We start from the raw sequence: 16,891 nt of genomic DNA, 5'->3' as shown, positions 1-16,891 counted from the left end.
ATGAAAGGTTTTACACTCATAGAGTTAATGATTGTTGTCACAATCATTGGAATCATTGCTGCGATTGCTTATCCCTCATATGTGGGGTACAAGGTGCGAGTACAGCGTGCTGATGCACAAGCTGAAATGTTACAAATCGCACGTGGTCTGGCGAATTTTAAATTAGCTAACAATAATTATGCAGGCAGGACATTGTCAAACGTCTATGGAGCAACACAGACTCCAGATGGAATGTATAATTTAACTATTACTGATAGCAATAATGTTGCATTGACAAGTAGTTCAGCGAATACAAATGTATGGCTGCTCGTGGCAACTCCAAAAACAGGAACAATGCAAGTAGGTAATGGTTCGATTTGTTTAAACGATCAAGGTCAAAAGTTTTGGGCTAAAGGTCAAAATTGTACCTCGAATGATTTAAATAATACTTCCAACTGGGATGGACGTTAAAATATAAATTCAAACTGTGGATAAATAAATTTTGATCTTCCTTTCATGGAAAATATAACGTAAAATATTGCCCTCTATGAAAGGGGTTTGAAATGTTCCGGTGGTCGGTGCAGGGATAATCCGTAAAAATTATAAGGTTTTTATCATGGTTGTAATTCGTCTAGCACGCGGTGGTGCTAAAAAACGTCCGTTCTATCAAATTATTGTAACTGATAGCCGTAATGCACGTGACGGTCGTTTCATCGAACGTATCGGTTTCTTTAACCCTACAGCTCAAGGTCAAGCAGAAAAACTTCGTTTAGATGCTGATCGTTTTGCTCATTGGGTTTCTCAAGGCGCTCAACCGTCTGAACGTGTTGCTTCTTTAGCTGCTCAAGCTAAGAAAGCTGCAGCTGCTGCATAATTCTAAATTAAGTAGTAGGAAAACCCATGACACCAACACAGAATGTTCCCGAAGATCGTATTCAGATTGGACAGTTACGTTCAGCATATGGATTAAATGGGTGGCTCTGGGTCTATTCCAATACAGAACCTATGAGCAACATCTTTGACTATCTTCCTTGGTACATTGAGACCAAAGCAGGTTGGCAAACAGTAGATGTAAAACGTTGGAAGCCGCATGGCAAAGGCTTAGTTGTTTCGCTAAAAGATGTGAGCGATCGCACTGCAGCGGATGGCTTGGTTGGCGTAAATGTTTGGATTTCAAAATCGCAACTTCCGAAAGCAGGAATGGATGAGTTTTACTGGACAGATTTGAAAGGCTTAACAGTGTTAGGTTTGGATGATGCTGAACAAGAAGTGAACCTCGGTAAAATCCATGAAATGTTCGAGACGGGTGCCAATGATGTGATGGTGGTTCACGCAACACCAGACAGCATTGATGCTGAAGAGCGTATGATTCCATGGCATAAAGATGTGGTACAGCGAGTTGATCTAGAAGCTGGTCGTATCTACGTAAATTGGGGCGTAGATTATTAATCCTTTAAGGATGAACGCAGCAGGAAAATAGAGGAGTCTGCGATGTTTTTTGCAGTCATTACGCTTTTTCCTGAAATGTTTGAAGCGATTACAGATTTTGGTATTAGCGGGCGTGCAGCAAAACGTGAAATAGTACAAGTCACTTGTATTAATCCACGTGAATTTGCGACGGGCAACTACAAAAGAGTGGATGAACGTCCATTTGGTGGTGGTCCGGGTATGGTGATGATGGCAGAGCCTTTGGCAAAAGCGATTCATCATGCTAAAGAGCTTGCTTTGCAAGCGGGATGTGTTCAAGTTCCTGTGGTGTATATGTCTCCACAAGGAAAGACCTTAAACGAAGCAGCGGTACAGCAATTTGTTGAATATGACGGATTAATTGTATTGTGTGGACGTTATGAGGGGGTCGATGAGCGTTTGATCCAGCAATATGTTGATCAGGAATGGTCAATTGGTGATTATGTTTTATCGGGTGGTGAACTGCCTGCGATGGTTTTATTGGACAGTATTATTCGGAGACTTCCGGGTGCAATGTCTGATGAACAGTCAGCGATACAAGACTCATTTGTGGATGGTCTTTTAGATTGCCCACAATATACCAAGCCAGATCATTTTGAAGGATTGGATGTGCCTGAAGTATTAAAATCAGGACATCATGCCAATATTGAAAAATGGCGGTTTTTGCAGCGTTATCAGCGCACACTTGAACGTCGCCCAGAGTTGGTGGAACAGGTGGAGCTGACCAAACAGCAAAAAAAATGGTTGAAGGATATAAATACTTAAATTTAATTTAAGTATTCTTTAATAGGCTCTTTATTGGTTGAGATGGTCAGCAATAAAGAGAAAGATAATCGGGTCTATGCGCTTTAGCCTCTATACCCCGCGATGATCAGACCTCTTCTGACTCGCACATTGGAGATACCCCATGAGCGGTAAGCATCCTTTAGTACAAGTAATTGAAAATGCACAGTTAAGAACTGATATCCCTGCTTTTGCACCAGGTGATACAGTAATCGTTTCTGTGAAAGTAAAAGAAGGTGAGCGTGAACGTCTTCAGGCATTTGAAGGCGTTGTAATTGCTAAGAAAAACCGTGGCTTGAACTCTGCGTTCACAGTACGTAAAATTTCTAGCGGTGTTGGTGTTGAACGTGTTTTCCAAACACATTCACCAATCGTTGCTAAAGTTGAAGTGAAACGTCGTGGTGACGTTCGTCGTGCTAAACTTTACTACCTACGCGAATTGTCTGGTAAAGCTGCACGTATTCGTGAAAAATTACCAGCTCGTAAAGTTAAAGCTTAATTTTAAGTTTTATACGAGTCAAAAAATGCGCCTTATGGCGCATTTTTTATGTCTTAAATATAGATGAATTTTATAAACCTTGCAGTTTTAAACGGTTGGCATGTTGTCGGTAGACGTCTACTGGATCGGGTGCGAATAGAGCACGTAATCCTAACACTTGATTAACTTCGTCTAAGTGGTTCCAGTTATAGTTATCGCGAATAGTTTTGCCAAATTTGGCACTACAACGTGAAACAAGACCATCATTATCTTTACCCTGATCAATCAGTAAACTTGTCACCTTTAATGCCGAATCGGGATCAAGTAAATTGGTGACGGTGCCGACTCCAGCAAATGAGTAAAAGTACATCCCATTTTTCTGAGCAGCACCTTCGCTACATGCAGTCGTTGGCATGCCTAATGGAAATTGAGTATTAAATTTGGCAGAGCCCGCAGGAGTCAAGCTGTTACCGCCTGCCAAAGCATCATGTGGGAAGCTATTTGGGTCTAAACCTTGTGCCCAAGTAATGGCCTTAGAGACCAAATTTACTGCCCCGACTAAGGGTGCTTCAACCACCGTACCTTCTGCTTTTAAGATTAGATCAGCCACAGGAGAACCAGTATTGGGTGAACCGATAGCTGTTAATGAGGCCACTTTATTGGGAATGACCCCTGCGACATAACGGATGGTTGGGCCACCATGGGAGTGTCCGACCAAATTGACTTTAGCCGCACCGCTAATGGCCAAAATTTCTTCAACCTGTTGAACCAGTTGTTCACCACGAACTTCAGATGAGTTAAAAGGCGAAACACGTGTTGCCCAAACATTCCCGCCATTACGCGCTAAATCTGGCAAAATTTGATACCAATAATCTAGTCCAAACTGATCTGTACCCACAGTAATAAAGCCACCCATACCATGATTAAAGACAATCGGATATTTGGTTTTGGCATAATTTGAGATTGGTGATTTGGCTTCAACTTGCTGAGCTTGAGTGGAAGCATGTGTGGTAGAAAATGTTGCAGCCATCATGGCACAGGCAAACAATGGTCCATATTTCATAGTAGGTTCTCTATTTTTATTTTATGACAATATGTATTGTCAATGCTAAGTATAAAGTCTAAGACATTAAAAATAAGCAGAAGGCGACAGAAGGTTTTTATAAATGTTACGAATTAATTCGAGAATAGATTCCCATAGGTGTCAATCACACTTATGGGAATTGGTCTTATAAGCCTTGTAATTTTAAACGATTGGCATGTTGACGATACAGTGCAACTGGATCGGGTGAGAAAATATCTCGTAAGCCAAAGACCATATTGACTTCATCTAAGTGATTATGGTGATAGTTGTCACGGATGACTTGTCCTAAATGGGCGTTGCAACGATTGACTAAACCATCATTGTCGAAATTTCCATAAGAGAGAGGAGCCAGTTGTGAAATTGCAGAATCAAGCACATCCAGTATATTGGTGATTTGTGCTTTACCTGTCCAAGAATAGTAACGGATGCCATTTTCAAGGTTTGCACCTGAAGTATTACAATTTGCCGCTAGAGCCGCTGTTGGAAATTTCTGATTGAACTGAGCTGAGCCTTTTTCACTAATTGAAGTTAATGAAGCTGTTGTATTGATAGGTAAGCTAGAGTTGCCTTCAGCCCAAGTAATAATGGGCGCAAGTAATTTCCCCCCGAGAAAATTAGCAAGCGTGGATGTCCCCTGATTTGCTAAAATATCATCAGCGACTTTAGAACCACGGAAAGTGCCTGCAACACCTGTAACTGAAGCAACGATATCTGGTCGAATCGCGGCAATATAACGTACGGTTGGCCCCCCGTGGCTATGTCCAAGTAAATTCACTTTATTTTTACCTGTTAGGGCACGAATTTCTTCGACTTGAGCAAGCAGTTGTTCACCGCGTACCTCAGTGGACTCTAAAGGTGAAACTTGAGTCGCAAAAACCGTAGCACCATTTCGTGCTAAATCGGGCAACACTTGGTAGAAATAGTCCATACCAAAGGCAGAGGTTCCTAGGCGGGTAAAACCAAACATTCCGTGAGTCATCACAATGGGATATTTGGTCTTGGCATAGTCAGATTTTACTGTTTCTTTGACTTGTAAAATACCTTTTGCAGCTTGAGTTTCAGCAGTCAGTCCCATAGAAAGGGTTGCCATCACGGCAAAGGTCACTGCTTTGGTTTTTGTCGTTAAAATTTTCATAACCGATCCTTTGTTAAATTTTTTTAATATTTTTTTGTATAGCGAAAGAAAAAATAAACCTCCTGTATTTATCCATTGAGTTTTGAGCTTTCTTAAAGCCTTTGTCTCATTCTCTTATTTTTTGTTATTCATCATTTTATTTTCATCCTGAAAATATCGCTTTAATACATTCGTCCTTATTCAGAAAAAGGTAGTTTTCCACCTTGATCATGGATGGACTCAAAGGTACTCACCCGAAGTTGTTCTTCTGATTTGTTAAAATGCTGTTGACGTAATTGTTGCACTGCTTTTTGTTTAGCATCATCACTCATGCCACTTTTCATCACGCTGTCACGCTCATTTAGATAACCATTGACTTTATTTTTCCAGTCGCTGCGTTCTGTATCTAAAGTTTCTAAACGCTGTGTGACTTCAGGTCCGACCAAATTGGTGCGCATTTGATGAATTTCTTCAGCAGAACCTCCTCGTGCTTTAATATCTGTAGTGAGTTTTCTTAAATCTTCCAATTTATTGAGTTGTTGTAAGTTTTCTTTCCAGTCTTCAGGCAGTTGATTGAATAAATTTTTTAATTTTTCTGCCTTTTGTGCTTCAGTTAAATTTTTGTCATCCAGAACGGCCATGCGATTTAAAGTGTATTCATGGTAAGTATCTTCAGTACCAAATAAACCTTCAATTTCGTAGTTAGAGAACAGTTGTTTGCGTAAATTTTTCATATCGGCAAATATGCTTTGATAATATTTGGCATCATCTTTATCAATATTGGGTGCTTGTAGATGACCGAGTTTTTCACGGTAATCCATATAGCGATTCCATAAATCTAAAATTTGCGCTCGGGCAGGCTCTTGATAGCTTTGCTCAATATAAGTCTTAAAGTCCGTTTTAATTTGCTTGAGGTCTTTTTCACCATATTGAGTAATAAAGTATTCAAAACAGTTACGCGTTTGTTCATTCACAATTAAACGATTGGTCTGATCTAAGCGTAACTGACAGTTAATTTCAGTGTCTTGCTGGCTTTTACCCATAAAAGCCTTACCCTGAACTGATTTTATGGAATTGTTTGCTGTTAAAAAATTCTCTTGTATAGCAATAGCTTGTGCTGAATTTGTTGGGTCTGCACTGGATTGAGACGGTGCTAACCAAAATAATACTGCACCGATACACAATACAATAAGAGCCAAAATGACCCAGAGCTTATATTTCTGCATGTCCTATGCAACCTTTTATTGCTGTTTTTATTAAGTCTAAAATAGAACTCAATTTGCCATTAAATGTGCAAATACATGGTAGAAAAGTTGTAAATCCTGATAAGCGGTTGTTAACATGTCATTCGTTTGAACTTGCTTGATTTTCGCTATGAAAAAGACTTCACCTAAAATTCAACGCCGACATCTGAGTGGTGTATTTTTACTTAATAAGCCTTTGGGTATTAGTTCTAATGCTGCATTGCAGCGCGTTCGTTGGTTATATAGTGCTCAAAAAGCTGGACATACTGGTGCTTTAGATCCTTTAGCTTCAGGTTTGTTACCGATTTGTCTGGGTGAGGCGACTAAATTTTCACATTATTTATTGGATTCAACCAAGCGCTACCAAACCACCATTCATTTAGGTCATAGCACCACCACGGGTGATGTTGAAGGCGGTGTCTTGTTCGAGCAAGCCGTTCCTGAGTTAACTCAAGCAAAAATTGAACAGGTTTTGGCAACCTTTGTGGGCGATATTCAGCAAGTTCCACCGATGTATTCTGCCTTAAAAAAAGAAGGCCGTCCGTTGTATGAACTGGCGCGTAAGGGTATTGAAATAGAACGTGAAGCACGTCCTATTACCATTGAGGCACTTGAGTTATTGTCTTTTAGTGAAAATAGCCTGACCTTAGATGTGACTTGTTCTAAGGGGACGTATATTCGTGTGTTGGGTGAAGATATTGCCAAAGCCTTAAACACTTTTGGGCATTTAACTTATTTGCACCGAATTAAAACAGGGCAATTTGATCTGATTCCAAGCTATACCATTGAATATTTAGAAAGCTTAACTGAATTTGAACGTGATGCTTTGTTGTTGCCAGTTTTTGCGCCAGTCGATCATTTTACCCAAGTACAAGTTCCTGAAGGTCGTGCCGAATATTTTAGTCGTGGTATGGAAAGTAATATTGAACATGCAGCAGAAAATGAGGTTTTGGTTTTTGATGGCGAGAAATGTTTAGGTCTGGCTGAAATTACCGATACAAAGCGTTTAGTCCCGAAACGTGTGTTAAATCTCTAGTTATTTTTTAATCATTTTTTAGGAAAGCGATAAAATCATATGGACATCGAGATTATCATCAGCCTGATTTTTTTCGCATTCTGTGCAGGTGCAATAGATGCGGCGGTAGGTGGTGGCGGTTTAATTCAAATTCCTGCACTTATGGGGGCATTGCCAAACTATGCAACGGCAACGGTTTTTGGTACCAATAAACTGGCTTCGATTTGTGGCACAGCTTCAGCGGCATTTTCCTATTTACGTCAAGTTAAGCTGCAATGGAAGTTATTGGCTGTAATTGCTGTCACCGCATTTATCAGTTCCTTTGGCGGAGCAGCCTGTGTTTCGATGATTCCACAGGCGGTTTTAAAACCTTTTGTGTTGTTTATGCTGATTGTGATTGCCATTTATACTTTTATGAAGAAGCAATTTGGTCAAGTCCATTTTCAGCAAAGTATCACCACTAAAACATTAGTCTTGGCGGGTGTGGGCGGTTTAGTCATTGGTTTCTACGACGGCATTTTTGGCCCGGGTACGGGTAGCTTCTTTATTTTTTATTTTATCCGGTACTTAAAAGTCGATTTTTTACATGCATCTGCATTGTCTAAAATTGGTAATTTTATGACCAATTTTGCCGCGCTAAGTTTCTTTATTCCAACTGGTCATGTGCTGTTTAGTTTAGGTCTGATCATGGCTGTAGCCAATGTTGCTGGCTCATTGATTGGAGTAAAAATGGCATTAAAATACGGTAGTGGCTTTATTCGTATTTTATTTTTGATTTTGGTTTCAGTGTTGATTCTGCGTTTAAGCTATCAAATGCTTTTCCCAAGTTAATAGCAAAATGCACAGAAACGAACAGTGTTATTGAATCTTGCTGCTTAAAAATGAGTCCTATATAGGGCTCATTTTGGTATGCGGGATAGATGCAATAAAGATGGCTGTGAACCATTTTTATTTGGCTTTTTCATGGTTAGGTAAATCAGTTTTTTGACCTGATCGAAAGGTCACACCCACCGAGGCGATCATAATACATAGCAACGCAACACTTTGTAGCAGGGTAATTTGTTCTTTTAATAAGAACCAACCTGCCAAAGCACCCAATGCCGGCGATAAACTGGAAAGAGTGCCATAGCTCAGTTTAGTTAAGCGTTTTAGTGCCATCAGATCCAGTGCATAAGGAATGGCTGTGGCCAAGAGTGCAATCATTAAAGCCTGTGGCCAATATTGAAATTGCACCAATGCCGTTGGGTTATGTACGAGACTTATTGGGAGCATCAGCATCGCGGATAAAACAATGGCGATGCTGAGTGCATGCATACCAATATTCTGTCGTACCACACGTTGGCCAAAATAAATATAGATTGCCCAACAGACACCTGCACCTAATGCAAAAGCAGCACCTAAATAGGAGAAGTTATGTTGATTGGCATCTTGCCAAGGAACCATCAGTGCCACACCTAAAATGGCTAAACCAACCCAGATATAATCACTTTTTCGCTTAATGGAGAGTAAGGCCAAAGTCAGCGGTCCTAAGAATTCCAGACCGACAGCAATGCCTTGCGGTAATTTGCCCAAAGAAGCGTAAAACAGCACATTCATCAAACAGACTGAACCACTATAAAATAACAAGTCCTTCCATTTTAGATAGGGTAAGCGTTTGATGATTTTCCAAGAACGGAACATCACTACAATTAAAATAGAAGCAAAACAAAGGCGAAGGGTCACGACGGTGAGTGGGTCGAGGACTTCAATCAGTTGTTTGGCAAATGAGGCACTGATCTGATACGCCACCATGGATAAGACCATGTATAACACAGCAGTAAGTTGGGTATTGGACATATGCTCCGCGCTACAACCAGTCAAGGTAGATCAGTTTGAGAAAGTGTTCATATTATAGCAATGATAGAAAAAAGCAGGCATCACATCTTCTGATGAAAATGATCACTATTAAATGAATGTTACTCTGAATTTGTTATTCAAAATCAAAAATATAATAATAGCGAGTATTTTTTGTTGTACTTAACTTTGGAATAATAATGATTACATCATCCATAAAATTAAAAAACATTGCCTTCGCTTGTCTTTTGGGAATGTCATTAGTAGGCTGTGGTTCTGATAGTGACTCGGAAACGAAACCTGCAAATGAAGAGGCAATGCTGCAAAAAAATGTATCGGCTTTAGTTCTTTCATCCACTGGCAATGCGCTTGCCGCAGCTGAAATTGTGATCGCAGGTCAAACGTTTAAGGCGGATGATTTGGGTAAAGCTGCTTTTACGGTACAGATTCCAAAATCAGCAACGCATGTTGTGGTGGTTTTTAAAAAAGAGGGTTTTATCAGTCAGTCTTTGCGGATTGAAGCTGGACAACTGGAACAGCTTTCAGCCAATTTGCTGCAGGTTAAACAGACTGTTTCGATTGCCAAGATTGAAGAAGCGCAGATCATTCAGTCTGTATATCAAAATGCACAGATTACGATTTCTGAAAATGCCTTTGTATTGCCGAATGGTCAGCCCGCTACAGGTGCGGTCACGGTTACATTTACACCTTGGGATATTGCAGGATCGGATTTAAATGCGATGCCAGCCAATGGTGTGGCACGAGATGCACAGGGCAATATTGTCAATTTAATCAGTGCTGGAATGATCACTGCCATATTTACCAATGCAGCAGGTCAAAAATTACAATTGGCTGCGGGTAAAACAGCGGATATCCAAATGGATTTACCGCTAGAGAGTATTAATAATCAGAAGTTGCTGGTTGGATCAAGTATTCCAATGTGGCACTTTGATGAAGCCAAAGGACTTTGGGCAGAAGAGGGTGTCGGGCAGGTGGTAAAAGCGGTGACATCTGCAACAGGTCTGGCTGTACATGCGACAGTTTCACATTTTTCTACATGGAATTGGGATTTTAAATTTGTAAATGCAGGTTCGGTCTTTGTCCAGTGTCAGTCGGCTTCAGTTGCGGTTCCTTGTCATATTACTGCAAAAGTGAAACTGAAAGATGGCTCTGGTCTTACCAAGGTCAATTCTATTTCGGCAGAAGGCATCAGCATTATTAATATGCCATCTGAAGGTTCAATTGAGTGGACTGCAAAAGATATAACAGGGACTTTAATTGGTGAAAAGACCTCTGCAACATCGGGTAATGTCATTATCGACTTGGGTGCTCCTACTACAAAGAATTTTGTCAAATGTGAGTTGGCAAATGGTACTGCTGTTGCCTGTTCAGGCAAGTTGAACGGAGGCATTGATTTTTCGCTTCCTAAAGAAGGCGGCAATGTTCTGACAGGGCTTCAAAATGTAACTCAACTGAATTGGGAAGCAACGTCTGCACCTTATGAAACGGTATCCTCTGTGTATCAATATAAAGGTAATCACATTTCAGGGCTAACAGGTGACGTTAAAATCATTCTTTTAACCTCTGAAAAGTTATTTGATAAAACCGTTTATGAGCTTCTGTGTAAATCACCAGACCCTGTATTTTTCTGTCAGGTTCGATTGGATGGATCTTTTTATTCTGAAGTTAAAAACCTGAGTGGTAGTTTCTTAAAAAGTTTTACGATTCCATTGGATAAAAAGGTCAAAGTGTACTTACCAATACCACCCGCAGAATCCGTTGATAGTGTGTGGATTAATGCAGAAGCATATATCTATCGCAATGGGCTTGAAAATCGTAAAAGACTTGAGGTTGGCATGAATTCAACCCTGATTCAGTTTGACTTTAATGCGACTGACTGGTGTGAACCTTGGCAAGGAGATACTAATTATCCTGAACCTTCAGAGCAAAATATGAATAAATACTGTTGGTATGATATGCCGCAGTAAGTCTTCTAAAACCACACTTCGGTGTGGTTTTTTATTGTTTTAATTTGGCTTCTATTTTTTGCTTGGCTTGATGCGTAGTATAGGTACAACCCACGGAGGCGGCAATGATGACCATCAGTGCTAACCATTGTGTCCAGAGCAATTGTTCATGTAAAACGATAAAACCTGAAAAGGCTGCAATGGCAGGCTCCAAGCTGGTCAATGTACCAAAAATAAAAGGACTTAAACGTCGCAGCGCTATCATCTCCAAAGAAAATGGCAATGCGCTCGCCAGTATGGCCAAGGCAATAAAATAGATGAAATTTGAAGGTTCAAAAACGGTGCTTGGAATCCCTGAATAGAGTGCAACGGGCATTAAACACAGCATGCCAATGAACATGCCTAAGCACACAGTATGATTACCTGAAATGCCTGAAGGTTTCTGCCCAAAGATAATATACATCGCCCAACATGCACCCGCAGCTAAGGCAAAGGCAATACCAATAGGATCTAACGCTTGAGCCATTTGATCGAATGGAAAGAGTAAAATTAAGCCTAAAATGGCCAGTCCAACCCAAATGAAATCGTATCTTTGCCGCGCATAATAAAGCGCTACACCGAGTGGACCAATAAACTCAAAAGAAACCGCAATGCCGAGGGGGAGACGCTCAATAGACAAATAGAACATGGCATTCATGCCGGCCAAAGCAATGCCATAGCTGCTAATGGCACGCCAGTTCACGTGTCTAAAATTGATGTGCCAAATTTTAAAAATTATGGCCAGAATAAGTGAGCCTAATAACAGGCGCATGACTGAAACAGTCAGTACAGGAAACTGACCGAACAGGATTTTGGCCAGCGAGCCACTGCTTTGCATACTGATCATGGCAATAAACAATAAAATTAAAGCTTGAGCTTGTGGTGTATTTTTAAAATTCAGCATTTATTTCTGTAATTAAATTTATTTCGATTGTTCGAAGAGTGGAAGATGAGCAATAAGCGATAGAATCACTCAAAACTTATTAAAAATAAAATATTAGGACAGTATTTTTATATTCGGATGATTACATGTCTATGTGCCGCAAACAACTGTAATTAGTGTAATTGTGGAGTTTTTATTTTCTTAAATTTTGTTTTTAGATGTTCAAAATAAAAAACCACAGCACGGATGCTGTGGTTTTGCGTTCTAAATTAAATTAGAACAATACGCGAACTCGGATTGTACCTTCAACTTCGTTTAAGGTATCCAACGCTTCTTTAGAAGCAGTTGCGTCAACGTCCATCACTAAGTAACCAACGTCACCTTTGGTCATTAACGATTGACCAGAGATGTTGATGCCATGTTCAGCAAACAAGTTGTTGATTTTAGAAAGAACACCAGGGATATTTTTGTGAATGTGCAGTAAACGGTGTTTACCTTCAGTCAATGGCAAAGCAATTTCTGGGAAGTTCACCGCAGATAAAGTCATGCCTTTATCTGAGTAAGCAACAAATTTTTCTGCCACTTCTAAACCGATGTTTGCTTGCGCTTCCATGGTCGAACCACCCACGTGAGGGGTTAAAATCACGTTGTCTAAGCCACGCAGTGGAGAAACAAATTCTTCACCGTTTGCTTTAGGTTCTTTCGGGAATACGTCAACCGCTGCGCCAGCAATGTGACCCGATTTAATCGCATCCGCCAAATCTTCAATAAGCACACATGTACCACGTGCAGCATTAATGAAGATCGAACCTTCTTTCATTTGTGCAAATTGGTTTTTGCCAAAGAAGTTGCGCGTAGATGGTACGTCTGGTACGTGTAAAGATACCACGTCAGCATTGGCAAGAAGTTCAGCCATAGAACCGACTTGACGTGCATTACCCATAGGTAATTTAGTCACTGCATCATAATAAATGACGTGCATACCCATGCTTTCAGCAAGTACTGAAAGTTGCGAACCGATTGAGCCGTAACCCACGATACCTAAAGTTTTGCCACGTGTTTCGAATGAACCAACTGCCGATTTGTTCCAACCACCACGGTGCGTTGAAGCAGATTTCGCAGGAACACCACGAAGTAAAAGAATTGCTTCAGCAAGTACCAGTTCAGCCACTGAACGTGTATTTGAATATGGTGCGTTAAAGACTGGAATACCACGAATCATCGCAGCATTCAGATTAACTTGGTTAGTCCCGATACAAAAACAGCCAACAGCGATAAGCTTGTTGGCTGCTTCAAATACTTCTTCAGTCAGTTGAGTACGTGAACGAATACCGATGAAGTGAGCATCTTTAACCGCTTCTTTCAACGCTTCACCCTCAAGCGCAGTTTTACGGGAATCGATGTTGGTGTATCCAGCAGCATTTAATGTGTCGATTGCGTTTTGGTGAACGCCTTCTAACAACAAGAAACGAATTTTATCTTTAGGTAGAGAAAGATGTTGGCTCATTACGGCTCCGCTACAAAGGCCAAATTTAGTCGCGATATGATAACATACGAGAAGGGTCTATATACATTTCCTTTATGACGCAGCGGATAGGTATTTTTGCAATAGATACACTATGAAATGCAGATTTTGGTCTAACTAAAGCTGTCATTTCTAAGGTGTGATAATCAAAAAGCTTATTTTCGCAGGGTTTCGAGAGAAAATGTCTTATAATGCTGTGTAGTGAAAGCATCGCCGTGATGCTGTTGATTTTATCTTCACGCCCAGTCTTAGGCAGTGTTCTTTTATTCCTCTTTTTGAAATGAATGCTGTATAGACCATCCACCACTTGTATATTTCTTGCTAGGTCTGCAAACGATGAATGCTCCAGTCGCTTTAACACCTGAGTTATTAACCCAATTGACAGCTATTGTTGGTGAAAACCGCATTAAAACTGATGCTGCTAGTCTCGATGCCTGGGGCAAAGACTACACCAAGCATTTTGATCCAAATCCATCAGTCATCGTTTTCCCATCTAGTACAGAACAGGTGCAGGCGATTGTTAAATTTGCCAATCAACACAATATTGCTATCACGCCATCGGGTGGTCGTACTGGTTTATCGGCCGGTGCTGTTGCATCGAACGGTGAAATTGTGGTCAGCATGGACAAGATGAATCAGATTCTTGAGTTCTTCCCCGCAGACCGTATGGTACGCGTACAAGCCGGTGTGGTGACTGAACAATTGCAAAACTATGCTGAAGAACAGGGCATGTATTATCCCGTTGATTTTGCATCTTCTGGTTCATCGCAAATTGGCGGTAACATTGGCACCAATGCTGGCGGTATTAAAGTGATTAAATACGGCATGACACGTAACTGGGTGCTGGGTTTAACCGTTGTGACGGGTAAAGGTGATGTACTGCGCTTGAACAAAGGCATGATTAAAAATGCCACAGGTTATGCACTACAACATTTATTCATTGGTGGTGAAGGTACTTTAGGTTTAGTGACTGAAGCTGAGATTAAGCTTGAGCGTCAACCGCATGACCTACAAGTGATGGTATTGGGTGTGCCAGACTTTGATGCGATTATGCCTGTGCTACACGCATTTCAAAGTAAAATTGATTTAACTGCATTTGAATTCTTTGGTGAATTGGCGATGCAGAAAGTGTTGGATCATGGGCACGTGCAACGTCCATTTGAAACCGCTTGTCCTTTCTATGTGTTGCTTGAGTTTGAAGCACCGTATGAACCGATTATGGATGCGGCAATGGAAATCTTTGAGCATTGCATGGAACAAGGCTGGGTATTAGATGGCGTGATGAGCCAAAGCCTAGACCAAGTGCATAGCTTATGGCGGTTGCGTGAAGACATTTCGGAATCAATCGCGCCATTTACCCCATACAAAAATGATATTTCAGTATTGATTACCCATGTACCTGCATTTATTAAAGAAATTGATGCAATTGTGGAATCAAATTACCCTGATTTTGAAATCTGCTGGTTCGGTCATATTGGTGACGGTAACTTGCATTTAAATATCTTAAAACCTGCGGATTTAAGTAAAGATGAATTCTTTGCCAAATGTCAGGTGGTGAACAAATATGTGTTCGAAACCGTGAAAAAATATGATGGTTCAATTTCTGCGGAACATGGTGTGGGCATGACCAAAAAGCCATATTTGGAGTATTCACGTACTGCGCAAGAAATTGAATACATGAAAGCATTGAAACAAGTATTTGACCCGAAAGGCATTATGAATCCGGGTAAGTTATTTGATTTATAAGCTTGTTGCACGGATAACTACATAAAGTTAATCGTGTGAAAAATGAAGGCATGGCATCATGGGTGCGATGCCTTTTTTGTTTTGGGGAATATACTAATGATCCGTTTATTTTCAATTTCTGCTTTGTCTTTAGCCGTACTTTCTGGTTGTGCAACGACTGAAAAATTAGCCAGTAAAGTCAGTTTTACTGGTGCAGATATGCCAATGCAACAGGTGTTAAAAGCACAACCTGATTTGGTCAAAAATCAAAATAGTCTTTCGATTCGTCAAGTATTTGACCGAGTAGAATCGCCAACGGCTGCACAAATTGCAGTGATTGAGTCAAATTTAATGGATGATTCTGTCAGTGCGATTCGTACCGATTATGTTTTTAAGCGTGTGGAAGATAATTGGGAGTTGCAGGAAACCAAGACGAGTTATCAATGTGCCCGTGGGAAGAATAAAAGAAGTTTTCAAACAGCTGTTTGCTCATAATAAATATTTGATTTGTGGTTGAAAGTTAGGCTGTTATACCTCATAAAAAGCGTATCGGTTGATGCGCTTTTTTGTTATGAGATTTATAAATGAATCTAGAAAAAATTATATACAGGGATATAAATAGTTTAGCAACAGACCTTTTGATTTCATTAGATTATAAAGTTGATAAAAAAAATAGTAGTTTTCTTCAATTGATGAATTTAAATCATTTGTTAATAGCAGATATTCCAAGAAAAATTAGTTTTTCTAAAAAATTTAAACTACCGCCTAAGTATGAAGAAGGTTTCCAACTGTTATTTAAAAAGTGTGAATCAGGCACTGGTGGATTATTTCAGCATCAAAGTAGGAAATTATTTAAGGGAAATGCTATTGATTTAATGTTCTGTGATTTTGGTATTCATCATTTACATTTAGGGGTAGAAGAAGATTTAAAGCATAAAAGAATGATGCAGGGCACAGAGGAAGTTGTCTTTGCTTACTTGAATGAAGAAGAAATTTTTTTTATTAAAATAGCAAATCATGGAGAGTGGCATTTAAAAAATAATTTGGAAATTCTGCATCGAGAAAGACCTGATTTAATTCAGCATAGAGTAGTGAGCGGTTTGATAGGGGAGAATCTTAAAGATGAAGAAATTTTAGCTTTAAGAAAGAATGGATATACATATTTTTTAGATATTGATGGTACTTGCTATAAGCCTGAAGAAATTTGGGGAGGCAAAAATATTATGAAAGGTCATGCATATTTTATTCAACTGAAATATAAAATTGAAAAGATTATTGAGGAACAAATACAAAGTATTCCAGATATACAGAAGCTGATTGAGAATGAAGATGTTGATATAAAGCTCTCTGGATTGGATTTTAATAAATTTAAATATTTTTATTTTGATCTAATAATTAGCGGCAATTTAAAACAATATAAGGTCTTTTTATGAAAACCCTTGTTTTTGTCCACACCAATAGCACACTAGCTGCTATTGGTGACTTTGCACCAGTAATCTCAGTATTTCCTATTACGAATTAGGCAATACTGTTCCATCATTATTACTGTTTAGACTTGGTAAAATTCATAGTAACTAATCTACCTAAATGATCTTAAGAAGTTCACATATTTAGAAGATTATCTCTGCTAAACTATATCTACTTAACCAATTAAGTGTACTTGGCTTTGTTATAAAACATCACAATTACTTATTTTTATCTACTCAGACACTTTGTGAAAACGGTGTTTTAAATCGCTTATTTTCAAGCGTATTT

General features: G+C 39.6%; 17 protein-coding genes. 11 read left to right on the top strand and 6 right to left on the bottom strand.

Annotated elements, in window-relative coordinates; genetic code table 11:
• The 5 genes from B9T24_RS04525 (at position 1) to rplS (ending at position 2,728) form a co-directional block, all read left to right on the top strand.
• The gene (locus tag B9T24_RS04525; RefSeq protein ID WP_086164697.1) at positions 1-450 is read left to right on the top strand and encodes a type IV pilin protein; all 450 of its coding nucleotides are present in this window, start codon (positions 1-3) and stop codon (positions 448-450) included.
• A gap of 145 nt (positions 451-595) precedes the next feature.
• A complete protein-coding gene (rpsP, locus tag B9T24_RS04520; protein WP_004650567.1) occupies positions 596-853 on the top strand; it encodes a 30S ribosomal protein S16 in 258 nt (85 codons plus the stop codon).
• A gap of 26 nt (positions 854-879) precedes the next feature.
• Positions 880-1,428, top strand: a complete 549-nt coding sequence (rimM, locus tag B9T24_RS04515) for a ribosome maturation factor RimM (RefSeq protein ID WP_086164696.1) — start codon at positions 880-882, stop codon at positions 1,426-1,428.
• A gap of 42 nt (positions 1,429-1,470) precedes the next feature.
• The gene (trmD, locus tag B9T24_RS04510) at positions 1,471-2,211 is read left to right on the top strand and encodes a tRNA (guanosine(37)-N1)-methyltransferase TrmD (RefSeq protein WP_086164695.1); all 741 of its coding nucleotides are present in this window, start codon (positions 1,471-1,473) and stop codon (positions 2,209-2,211) included.
• 142 nt (positions 2,212-2,353) lie between these two features.
• Positions 2,354-2,728 (top strand): 50S ribosomal protein L19, encoded by a 375-nt coding sequence (gene rplS, locus B9T24_RS04505; RefSeq protein WP_086164694.1) that lies wholly within the window; start codon positions 2,354-2,356, stop codon positions 2,726-2,728.
• Between the two features lie 70 nt (positions 2,729-2,798).
• Here rplS and B9T24_RS04500 read toward each other — a convergent pair whose 3' ends face one another.
• The 3 genes from B9T24_RS04500 to B9T24_RS04490 all read right to left on the bottom strand — a co-directional run bounded on the left by B9T24_RS04500 (position 2,799) and on the right by B9T24_RS04490 (position 6,131).
• Positions 2,799-3,770, bottom strand: a complete 972-nt coding sequence (locus B9T24_RS04500; RefSeq protein WP_086164693.1) for an esterase/lipase family protein — start codon at positions 3,768-3,770, stop codon at positions 2,799-2,801.
• Positions 3,771-3,936: 166 nt separating this feature from the next.
• Complete coding sequence (locus B9T24_RS04495) at positions 3,937-4,926, bottom strand: lipase family alpha/beta hydrolase (protein WP_086164692.1); 990 nt, start codon at positions 4,924-4,926, stop codon at positions 3,937-3,939.
• A 176-nt stretch (positions 4,927-5,102) separates the two neighbouring features.
• On the bottom strand, positions 5,103-6,131 hold the full coding sequence (locus B9T24_RS04490; protein ID WP_086164691.1) for a lipase secretion chaperone: 1,029 nt from the start codon (positions 6,129-6,131) through the stop codon (positions 5,103-5,105).
• A 148-nt stretch (positions 6,132-6,279) separates the two neighbouring features.
• Here B9T24_RS04490 and truB point away from each other — a divergent pair, with 148 nt between their 5' ends.
• Positions 6,280-7,185, top strand: a complete 906-nt coding sequence (gene truB / locus B9T24_RS04485) for a tRNA pseudouridine(55) synthase TruB (RefSeq protein ID WP_086164690.1) — start codon at positions 6,280-6,282, stop codon at positions 7,183-7,185.
• A 39-nt stretch (positions 7,186-7,224) separates the two neighbouring features.
• Positions 7,225-7,995 (top strand): sulfite exporter TauE/SafE family protein, encoded by a 771-nt coding sequence (locus B9T24_RS04480; protein ID WP_086164689.1) that lies wholly within the window; start codon positions 7,225-7,227, stop codon positions 7,993-7,995.
• 117 nt (positions 7,996-8,112) lie between these two features.
• Here B9T24_RS04480 and B9T24_RS04475 read toward each other — a convergent pair whose 3' ends face one another.
• A complete protein-coding gene (locus tag B9T24_RS04475) occupies positions 8,113-9,000 on the bottom strand; it encodes an EamA family transporter (protein ID WP_086164688.1) in 888 nt (295 codons plus the stop codon).
• Positions 9,001-9,251: 251 nt separating this feature from the next.
• On the opposite strand from B9T24_RS04475, the gene B9T24_RS04470 reads away from it, so the two are divergent.
• Positions 9,252-10,985 (top strand): FAM171 family protein, encoded by a 1,734-nt coding sequence (locus B9T24_RS04470; RefSeq protein ID WP_228145687.1) that lies wholly within the window; start codon positions 9,252-9,254, stop codon positions 10,983-10,985.
• 31 nt (positions 10,986-11,016) lie between these two features.
• On the opposite strand, the gene B9T24_RS04465 is transcribed toward B9T24_RS04470, so the two are convergent.
• On the bottom strand, positions 11,017-11,907 hold the full coding sequence (locus B9T24_RS04465) for an EamA family transporter (RefSeq protein ID WP_086164686.1): 891 nt from the start codon (positions 11,905-11,907) through the stop codon (positions 11,017-11,019).
• 253 nt (positions 11,908-12,160) lie between these two features.
• Complete coding sequence (gene serA / locus B9T24_RS04460) at positions 12,161-13,393, bottom strand: phosphoglycerate dehydrogenase (protein WP_086164685.1); 1,233 nt, start codon at positions 13,391-13,393, stop codon at positions 12,161-12,163.
• 354 nt (positions 13,394-13,747) lie between these two features.
• On the opposite strand from serA, the gene B9T24_RS04455 reads away from it, so the two are divergent.
• The 3 genes from B9T24_RS04455 (at position 13,748) to B9T24_RS04445 (ending at position 16,569) form a co-directional block, all read left to right on the top strand.
• Positions 13,748-15,157, top strand: a complete 1,410-nt coding sequence (locus B9T24_RS04455; RefSeq protein WP_086164684.1) for an FAD-binding oxidoreductase — start codon at positions 13,748-13,750, stop codon at positions 15,155-15,157.
• 96 nt (positions 15,158-15,253) lie between these two features.
• On the top strand, positions 15,254-15,631 hold the full coding sequence (locus B9T24_RS04450; protein ID WP_086164683.1) for a hypothetical protein: 378 nt from the start codon (positions 15,254-15,256) through the stop codon (positions 15,629-15,631).
• Between the two features lie 89 nt (positions 15,632-15,720).
• A complete protein-coding gene (locus B9T24_RS04445; RefSeq protein WP_086164682.1) occupies positions 15,721-16,569 on the top strand; it encodes a hypothetical protein in 849 nt (282 codons plus the stop codon).
• Positions 16,570-16,891 lie beyond the last annotated feature (322 nt).

This window comes from Acinetobacter sp. ANC 4654 (genome assembly GCF_002135425.1).
GTDB classification, from domain to species: domain Bacteria; phylum Pseudomonadota; class Gammaproteobacteria; order Pseudomonadales; family Moraxellaceae; genus Acinetobacter; species Acinetobacter kyonggiensis.
This window is presented reverse-complemented; position numbering and strand designations above follow the sequence as displayed.

Excerpts from the sequence above, each read along its gene's own strand:
- B9T24_RS04450 (WP_086164683.1), top strand. The coding sequence starts at position 15,254 with ATGATCCGTTTATTTTCAATTTCTGCTTTGTCTTTAGCCGTACTTTCT.
- B9T24_RS04525 (WP_086164697.1), top strand. The coding sequence starts at position 1 with ATGAAAGGTTTTACACTCATAGAGTTAATGATTGTTGTCACAATCATT.
- truB (WP_086164690.1), top strand. The coding sequence starts at position 6,280 with ATGAAAAAGACTTCACCTAAAATTCAACGCCGACATCTGAGTGGTGTA.
- B9T24_RS04455 (WP_086164684.1), top strand. The coding sequence starts at position 13,748 with ATGAATGCTCCAGTCGCTTTAACACCTGAGTTATTAACCCAATTGACA.
- B9T24_RS04475 (WP_086164688.1), bottom strand. The coding sequence starts at position 9,000 with ATGTCCAATACCCAACTTACTGCTGTGTTATACATGGTCTTATCCATG.
- B9T24_RS04470 (WP_228145687.1), top strand. The coding sequence starts at position 9,252 with ATGTCATTAGTAGGCTGTGGTTCTGATAGTGACTCGGAAACGAAACCT.
- B9T24_RS04500 (WP_086164693.1), bottom strand. The coding sequence starts at position 3,770 with ATGAAATATGGACCATTGTTTGCCTGTGCCATGATGGCTGCAACATTT.
- B9T24_RS04465 (WP_086164686.1), bottom strand. The coding sequence starts at position 11,907 with ATGCTGAATTTTAAAAATACACCACAAGCTCAAGCTTTAATTTTATTG.
- B9T24_RS04495 (WP_086164692.1), bottom strand. The coding sequence starts at position 4,926 with ATGAAAATTTTAACGACAAAAACCAAAGCAGTGACCTTTGCCGTGATG.
- rpsP (WP_004650567.1), top strand. The coding sequence starts at position 596 with ATGGTTGTAATTCGTCTAGCACGCGGTGGTGCTAAAAAACGTCCGTTC.
- serA (WP_086164685.1), bottom strand. The coding sequence starts at position 13,393 with ATGAGCCAACATCTTTCTCTACCTAAAGATAAAATTCGTTTCTTGTTG.
- B9T24_RS04480 (WP_086164689.1), top strand. The coding sequence starts at position 7,225 with ATGGACATCGAGATTATCATCAGCCTGATTTTTTTCGCATTCTGTGCA.
- trmD (WP_086164695.1), top strand. The coding sequence starts at position 1,471 with ATGTTTTTTGCAGTCATTACGCTTTTTCCTGAAATGTTTGAAGCGATT.
- B9T24_RS04445 (WP_086164682.1), top strand. The coding sequence starts at position 15,721 with ATGAATCTAGAAAAAATTATATACAGGGATATAAATAGTTTAGCAACA.
- B9T24_RS04490 (WP_086164691.1), bottom strand. The coding sequence starts at position 6,131 with ATGCAGAAATATAAGCTCTGGGTCATTTTGGCTCTTATTGTATTGTGT.
- rimM (WP_086164696.1), top strand. The coding sequence starts at position 880 with ATGACACCAACACAGAATGTTCCCGAAGATCGTATTCAGATTGGACAG.
- rplS (WP_086164694.1), top strand. The coding sequence starts at position 2,354 with ATGAGCGGTAAGCATCCTTTAGTACAAGTAATTGAAAATGCACAGTTA.